This window comes from Kitasatospora sp. NPDC087271 (assembly GCF_044744605.1).
Lineage (GTDB): Bacteria > Actinomycetota > Actinomycetes > Streptomycetales > Streptomycetaceae > Kitasatospora.
Window position 1 is genome coordinate 64,416 of sequence record NZ_JBIUYQ010000034.1, and the last position, 6,764, is coordinate 71,179.

Genomic DNA, 6,764 nt, shown 5'->3' on the forward strand with positions numbered 1-6,764 from the left:
GGACGGCACCATGGCGGCGGTGCCCCGGACGTTGGTGCTGGGTCGGTGCGTTCCGGTGGGACGACCCCGGCCCCCCTCGCTCACGGGGCCGTCCCACCGGTGCTCCTGTCGGGTCAGGCCAGGGAGGAGACGGCGGCCTTGACCTTGTCGCTGATGGCGGCGGGGAGCGGGACGTAGCCCTTGTCGCCGATCGCCTTCTGCGCGGCGTCGCTGATGGCGTAGGTCAGGAAGGACTTCAGGTTCTCGAGGTTCTCCGGCTTGTTGCCCTTGTCGCAGGCGATCTCGTAGGTCACCAGGATGATCGGGTAGGCGTTGTCGGCCTTGGTCCCGTAGTCCAGGGAGAGGGCGAGGTCGCCGTCGGTGCCCACGACGGTGGAGGAGGCGAAGGTGAGGGCGGCGTTGGCCGCGGTCGCCTCGACGGGCTTGGCCGCACCGGTGGCGATCTTGGCGCTCTTGAGGTTGTTGCTCTGCGCGTAGGACAGCTCGGCGTAGCCGATGGAGTTCTTGACCTGCTTGATCTGCGCGGAGACGCCGGCGCTGCCCTGGGCGGACTGGCCGCCCTTGCCCTTCCACGCCTTGTCCGGCGCGGCGCTCCAGGCGCCACCGGAGGTCTTGGCGAAGTAGGAGGTGAGGTTGTACGAGGTCCCGGAGTCGTCCGAGCGGTGGACGGTCTGGATCTCGGCGTCCGGCAGCTGCACGCCCGGGTTCAGGGCGGCGATCGCGGGGTCGTTCCACTTGGTGATCTGCGAGTCGAAGATCTTGGCGGAGGTCGGGCCGTCCAGGACCAGGTTGTCGACGTTGTCGACGTTGTAGACCAGCGAGACGAGACCCGCGACCAGCGGCAGGTCGATCGCCTTGCCGCCGGTGCAGACCGTCTTGGAGGTGTCGACGTCGGCGGGCTTGAGCGCGAAGTCGGTGCCGGCGAAGGCGACCTTGCCCTGGTTGAACTGCTGCACACCGGCGCCGGAACCGCCACCGCTGTAGTTGACGGTGGTGCCGGAGCAGGACGCGCCGTAGGTGGTCTTCCACACGTCGATCGCGTTGGCCTGAGCCGTCGAGCCCGCAGCGAGCAGCGTCCCGCCCTTGCCACAGTTGACCGCGGCGGCCGAAGCGGAGCCGCTGGAGCCACCGGCGGCCTTGGCACCGTTGTCGTCCGAGCCGCAGGCAGCGAGCGACAGCGAGCTGACGAGCGCCATGGCACCGATGGCGAGGGCCTTGGAGCGGCCGTTCCGCTGGAGCTTCACAGGGGTGTCCCTTTCTGTGGCATTGCCCGTCGCGCGGGCCGTGCGAGGACGGCGGGCGCGGGTTCTGCTGTGGTCCGGGGCCCGTTCGGCCCTCCGGTAAACCCGAAGTTAGGCCGGGTAGGTGACACGACAGCCGGTCACAAGTGAACGGAGAGTGAACCTCGAAAGGATGACAGGAAACTACGCCAGGTAGTCACGGTTGCGTCACGGCGAGGGCGCGACGAGATCACTTCCACCGTTCCGTCACCGAGGGTGACCGCCCGCCCGTACGGGCTTCGCACCCAGGATCGCCAGCAGGGCGTCGACCAGCAACCGGTCGCGGTCGTGCGTCAACCGGGCGCGGGCCTTCCCGGCGGGCAGCCACTCCAGCCGGTCCACCTCGCGGTTCGGCCGGAACGCCCCGCTCGACGGCACCGCCGCCCAGTAGCGCACCTCCTTCGGCCGGCCCTGCGCCAGGTAGTGCTGGGCCGGCAGCTCCGGACCGAGCAGGCAGGCGAACCCGGTCTCCTCGCGCACCTCGCGCAGCGCCGCCGCGACCACTCCCTCCCCCGGGTCGAGCTTGCCCTTCGGCAGGCTCCAGTCGTCGTACTTGGGCCGGTGGATCACCGCGATCCGCGGCCGCCCCAGCCGGCCGCTCTTCTTCGGCCGGCCCGGCAGCCACAGCACCGCACCCGCCGCCAGGATCACCCGGGCGTGCCCCACCCCGGTCGCGGGTGCGTCCGCTGCCGGCCCGGTGCTCAGGCGATCGCGCAATTCAGGCCGTCCGTGGTGCGGGGGAATGCCCCCAGCCCTCGGCAGGGGGGAGGTCCGGCCAGCCGTCCAGGCCGGGCGGGAGGTCGGGCCACCGGCGGCCGAAGGCGTACCGCGCCGCCTCCACCTCCAGTCGCTGATCAGCATGCACCACGCCCAGCACGTAGGCGGTCGCCGGGGTGATCCGCGGGGTCCGCGCGGCGGTGGCCGCGGTGACCGCGGCGTCCGCCGCCTCCTGGTGCCGCCCCAACACCCCGTCCAACTCGTCCAGTTCGGCGGACCCGCGACCGCACACCTCCAGCGCGTACCGGGCCCGCTTCACCAGGATGCGCGTCCGTGCCCACGGCGCGTCGTCGGCCGCCAGCGCCGTGTCCGCGTCCACCGCGCCGCGCGCCGCCGGGACGGCGCCCAGCCGGCGCAGCCCGTCGCCGCCGTACGGCGTGGCCGCCCGGTGCAGCGGCAGCTGCTGGGCGCTCGCCGACAGCGCCGTGAACGCGGCGGCCGCCTGCGGCAGCAGCACCGCCGGCGCCCGGCCGCCCGCCGACTCCAGCAGCGGGGCGTCGCCGACCAGCAGCGTCATCCGGTCCGCCAGCGCGTGCAGCCGGGCCGACCGGAGCTCCTGGAGCACCGAGGAGTGCGCCCTGGTCCGGGCCAGGGTCAGCTGCCGGTCCAGCAGCGCCCGCGCCTTGGGCGCCCCGACGTGCCCGGCCAGCATGCCCGTCCCGTCCGGATCGCTGCCGCTCAGCGAGTCCAGCGCGCCCAGCAGCCGGGCCGAGCGGCGGACGTAACCGGGCTCCAGCGCCAGCAGGTTGAGCAGCCAGCGCAGCTCGGTGCGCGATTCCTGGGCCCAGGCCTGCTCGAAGACGGAGCCGAAGGTGTGCAGCAGCCCGCCGATCCGCCGGACCGCCCGCAGCAGGTCGGCGGTGCCGGCCGCCGGGACGACCGCGGCCGTCCCCGGTCTGGCGCCGACCTCGCCCACCGTCAGCGGCAGGGCGCGCAGGAACGCGCCGGCCTGGGCGGTGAGGTGGCTGGAGAGGATGTCCCCGGCGGTCGTGGTGGCGGCCGCCTGGGCCGTCATCGGCGCATCGGTCATGGCGTGGTAGATCCCCGTTCCCCCGGGTTCGTCCCCCCGGGGCTGGTGGCCGACCGCCGGAACCGGTCCCCTGCGGTTCCAGCGGCTCGCATCAGTGGTCGCGTCAGCGCGAGGCGGCGGCCCGGCGGCGCAGGCGCGAGTCGATCAGCAGATCCTGGACGTGCCGCAGCGGCCGGCTCTCGGCGTCCTGCGAGTGGCGGGTCCACGCGCCGTCCTGCCCCAGGTGCCAGGACTCGGTCTCGTCCGACATCCCGAGGTCGATCAGGCCGGACAGCTCGGCCCGGTGGGCCGGGTCGGTGATCCGCATCAGCGCCTCGATCCGGCGGTCCAGGTTGCGGTGCATCATGTCGGCGCTGCCGATCCAGACCTCCGGATCGCCGTTGTTGCCGAACACGAAGACCCGGGAGTGCTCCAGGAAGCGGCCCAGGATGCTGCGGACCCGGACGTTCTCGCTCAGTCCCGGCACGCCCGGCCGGATCGCACAGATCCCGCGCACCCAGACGTCGACCGGTACGCCGGCCTGCGAGGCCCGGTACAGCGCGTCGATCACGGCCTCGTCGACGATCGAGTTGACCTTGATCTTCACGTACGCCGGCCGACCGGCCCGGTGGTGGGCTATCTCGTTGTGGATCCGGGAGACCAGCCCGTCGCGCAGGCCGCGCGGGGCGGTCAGCAGGCGGCGGTAGGACTCCCGGCGCGAGTAGCCGGACAGCCGGTTGAAGAGGTCCGAGAGGTCGGCGCCGACCTGCGGGTCCGAGGTCAGCAGCCCCAGGTCCTCGTACAGCCGGGCGGTCTTCGGGTGGTAGTTGCCGGTGCCGACGTGCGAGTAGCGGCGCAGGGTGTCACCCTCCTGCCGGACCACCAGCGACAGCTTGCAGTGCGTCTTCAGCCCGACCAGGCCGTAGACGACGTGGCAGCCGGCCTCCTCCAGCTTGCGGGCCCACTTGATGTTGGCCTGCTCGTCGAAGCGCGCCTTGATCTCGACCAGGACCAGCACCTGCTTGCCCGACTCCGCCGCGTCTATCAGCGCGTCCACGATCGGCGAGTCGCCGGAGGTGCGGTACAGCGTCTGCTTGATCGCCAGGACGTCCGGGTCGGCGGCGGCCTGCTCCAGGAAGGCCTGCACCGAGGTGGAGAAGCTGTCGTAGGGGTGGTGCAGCAGGACGTCCCGCTCGCGCATCGCGGCGAAGATGTCCGGCTGGGACGCCGACTCGACGTCCGTCAGCCCGCGGGCGGTGCCCGCCACGAACTTCGGGTACTTCAGCTCCGGGCGGTCCAGTTCGGCGATCCCGAACAGACCGGTCAGGTCGAGCGGACCGGGCAGCGGGAAGACCTCCGCCTCGGTGATGTTCAGCTCCCGCACCAGCAGGTCCAGGATGTAGGGATCGATCGACTCCTCGACCTCCAGCCGCACCGGCGGGCCGAAGCGCCGCCGCATCAGCTCCTTCTCCAGGGCCTTGAGGATGTTCTCGGTGTCGTCCTCCTCCACCTCCAGGTCCTCGTTGCGGGTCACCCGGAAGGCGTGGTGGGCGAGCACCTCCATGCCCGGGAACAGCTCCTCCAGGTGCGCGCCCATCACGTCCTCCAGCGGGACGTAACGCTGCGGCGAGGCCTCCAGGAAGCGGGCCAGCGACTGCGGCACCTTCACCCGGGCGAAGTGCTTGTGCCCCGAGACCGGATTGCGCACCACCACGGCCAGGTTGAGCGAGAGCCCCGATATGTACGGGAAGGGGTGCGCCGGGTCGACCGCCAGCGGGGTGAGGACCGGGAAGATCTTCTGCCGGAACAGGGTGTGCAGCCGGGCCTGCTCCTTCTCGGCCAGCTCCGGCCAGCGGACGACCTCGATGCCCTCGGTGGCGAGGTCCGGCAGCACCTCCTGCTGGAAGGCGGCGGCGTGCCGCGCCATCAGCTCGCGCGAGCGGGTCCAGATCAGGTCCAGCACCTCGCGCGGCTGGAGGCCGGACGCGCTGCGCTGGGCGACGCCCGTCGCGATCCGGCGCTTCAGCCCGGCCACCCTGACCATGAAGAACTCGTCCAGGTTGCTCGCGAAGATGGCGAGGAACTTGGCCCGCTCCAGCAGCGGGATCCCGGGGTCCTCGGCCAGCTCCAGGACGCGCTCGTTGAACGCGAGCCAACTGCGCTCGCGGTCCAGGAAGCGGCCCTGCGGCAGTGCGTCGAACTCCTGCTCGTCCTCGGCCGGCAGCTCGGGCGGTATCCCCAGCGCACCGGACATCCTGGCCGGCGGGGACAGCGAGGCAGAGACGGGGCGGGGGATGCTCATGGGCTCCAGCTCCTCCAGCAGCAGGACGTCGTCCGGACGCGAATGGCTCTGCGGGCCGTCGTCCTCGCCCAGGGCCAACGCCCACCCGCCGGGCGCGGTCCGTACAGGGCCGGCCGGCGCGTGGCGGTCGACTCTGCACGAGCGAGACACTACGGACTTCATCCTGTGATCTTCGCGGCAGCAATTGAATCCACGGTAAACACCGCATGGCCAGGAGGAAAGCTGAGTCGGTCGGGGCAAGGGCCGGTGACGTCCGGCCCCTTGCCCCGGACCGCCCGGAGCCGCTAGGTCCTGCCCGGTCCCGTAGGTCCTGTCCGGGTCCTAGGCCGCCTGGTCCTCGCGGTACTGGACGCGGTACATGAGGTCCACCTCGTGGATGGTGAACCCCAGTCGTTCATATACCCGCACCGCGGCCGGATTGTCGGCGTCGACGTAGAGCAGGACCGTCTCCACTCCGCGCTCGCCGGCGTCCGAACCGGTCAGGTGACGCAGACCGGCAGCGGTCAGGGCACGGCCGAGACCGCTGCCCTGCTCCGCCGGGTCCACCCCGACCACGTAGACCTCGCCGAGCGCAGGCTCGGTGGCGGTGGCCGGGTGCACCTTGGTCCAGTGGAAGCCGACCACCTTGCCGCCCCGGGTGGCGAGGAAGAAGCCGGCCGGATCGAACCAGGGCTCGGCCAGCCGCTCGGCCAGGTCCCGCTCCGTCCAGGAGCCCTGCTCCGGGTGGTGGGCGAAGGCCAGCGCGTTCAACCGCAGCCACTCGGCGTCGTCCTCGCCTGGGCGGAAGGTCCGGAGCTCGACGCCCTCGGGGATGGCGACGGCCTCGGCCTGCGGCCCGCTGCGGCGCATCTGCCGCAGCTCGCGCACCAGCTCGGCCCCGTACCGGCCGGCCAGGTGCCGGGCCGCCGGGTGACCGCCGTGCACCCAGAAGTCCACCGCGTCACGGCCGGCCCGGTGGGCCTGTGCCAGCACCGCGTCCACCAGCGGCCGGGCCAGGCCGCGGCCGCGGGCGGCCGGGTCGACCACCAGCTCGGCGGCGGGGTTGGCGGCAGGGCCCTCCGGGAGTTCGAGCTGTCCGTAACCGACGACGGCGGCGTGCTCGCTCTCGATGAAGTGGCTCACGCCAGGGCGCGGAGTGTCCGAGGAACGCAGCCGAAGCCGGCCCTGCTCGGACACGGCAGCCCGGCCGTCCACCGCCTGGGCGTCCGCCAGAACGCGCAGGGCGCCGTCGCGCTGCTCGGGGCGGAGCACACTGTTCGCAATGACCGCTGTCTGATCGTCCATGCCCCGACGATACGTCACCGGAAATGCAGAGAACCCCCATCCGGTTTCCCGGATGGGGGTTCTCTGTGAATGATTGTTCGGCGGCGTCCTACTCTCCCACAGGGTCCCCCCT

General features: G+C 72.1%; 5 protein-coding genes. All 5 read right to left on the bottom strand.

Features of this window, described 5'->3' with window-relative positions; translation table 11 throughout:
- Window positions 1-113 precede the first annotated feature (113 nt).
- The gene (gene pstS / locus ACIO9K_RS34550) at window positions 114-1,244 is read right to left on the bottom strand and encodes a phosphate ABC transporter substrate-binding protein PstS (RefSeq protein WP_363586542.1); all 1,131 of its coding nucleotides are present in this window, start codon (window positions 1,242-1,244) and stop codon (window positions 114-116) included.
- Between the two features lie 243 nt (window positions 1,245-1,487).
- Complete coding sequence (locus ACIO9K_RS34555) at window positions 1,488-1,946, bottom strand: NUDIX hydrolase (protein ID WP_400335683.1); 459 nt, start codon at window positions 1,944-1,946, stop codon at window positions 1,488-1,490.
- 52 nt (window positions 1,947-1,998) lie between these two features.
- Window positions 1,999-3,087: a CHAD domain-containing protein gene (locus tag ACIO9K_RS34560; RefSeq protein ID WP_363624987.1), complete on the bottom strand. Its 1,089-nt coding sequence runs from the start codon at window positions 3,085-3,087 to the stop codon at window positions 1,999-2,001.
- A gap of 103 nt (window positions 3,088-3,190) precedes the next feature.
- Window positions 3,191-5,368, bottom strand: coding sequence for an RNA degradosome polyphosphate kinase (locus ACIO9K_RS34565; protein ID WP_363586586.1), 2,178 nt, complete (start codon window positions 5,366-5,368; stop codon window positions 3,191-3,193).
- A gap of 321 nt (window positions 5,369-5,689) precedes the next feature.
- Window positions 5,690-6,652: a mycothiol synthase gene (gene mshD, locus ACIO9K_RS34570; RefSeq protein ID WP_400335681.1), complete on the bottom strand. Its 963-nt coding sequence runs from the start codon at window positions 6,650-6,652 to the stop codon at window positions 5,690-5,692.
- Window positions 6,653-6,764 lie beyond the last annotated feature (112 nt).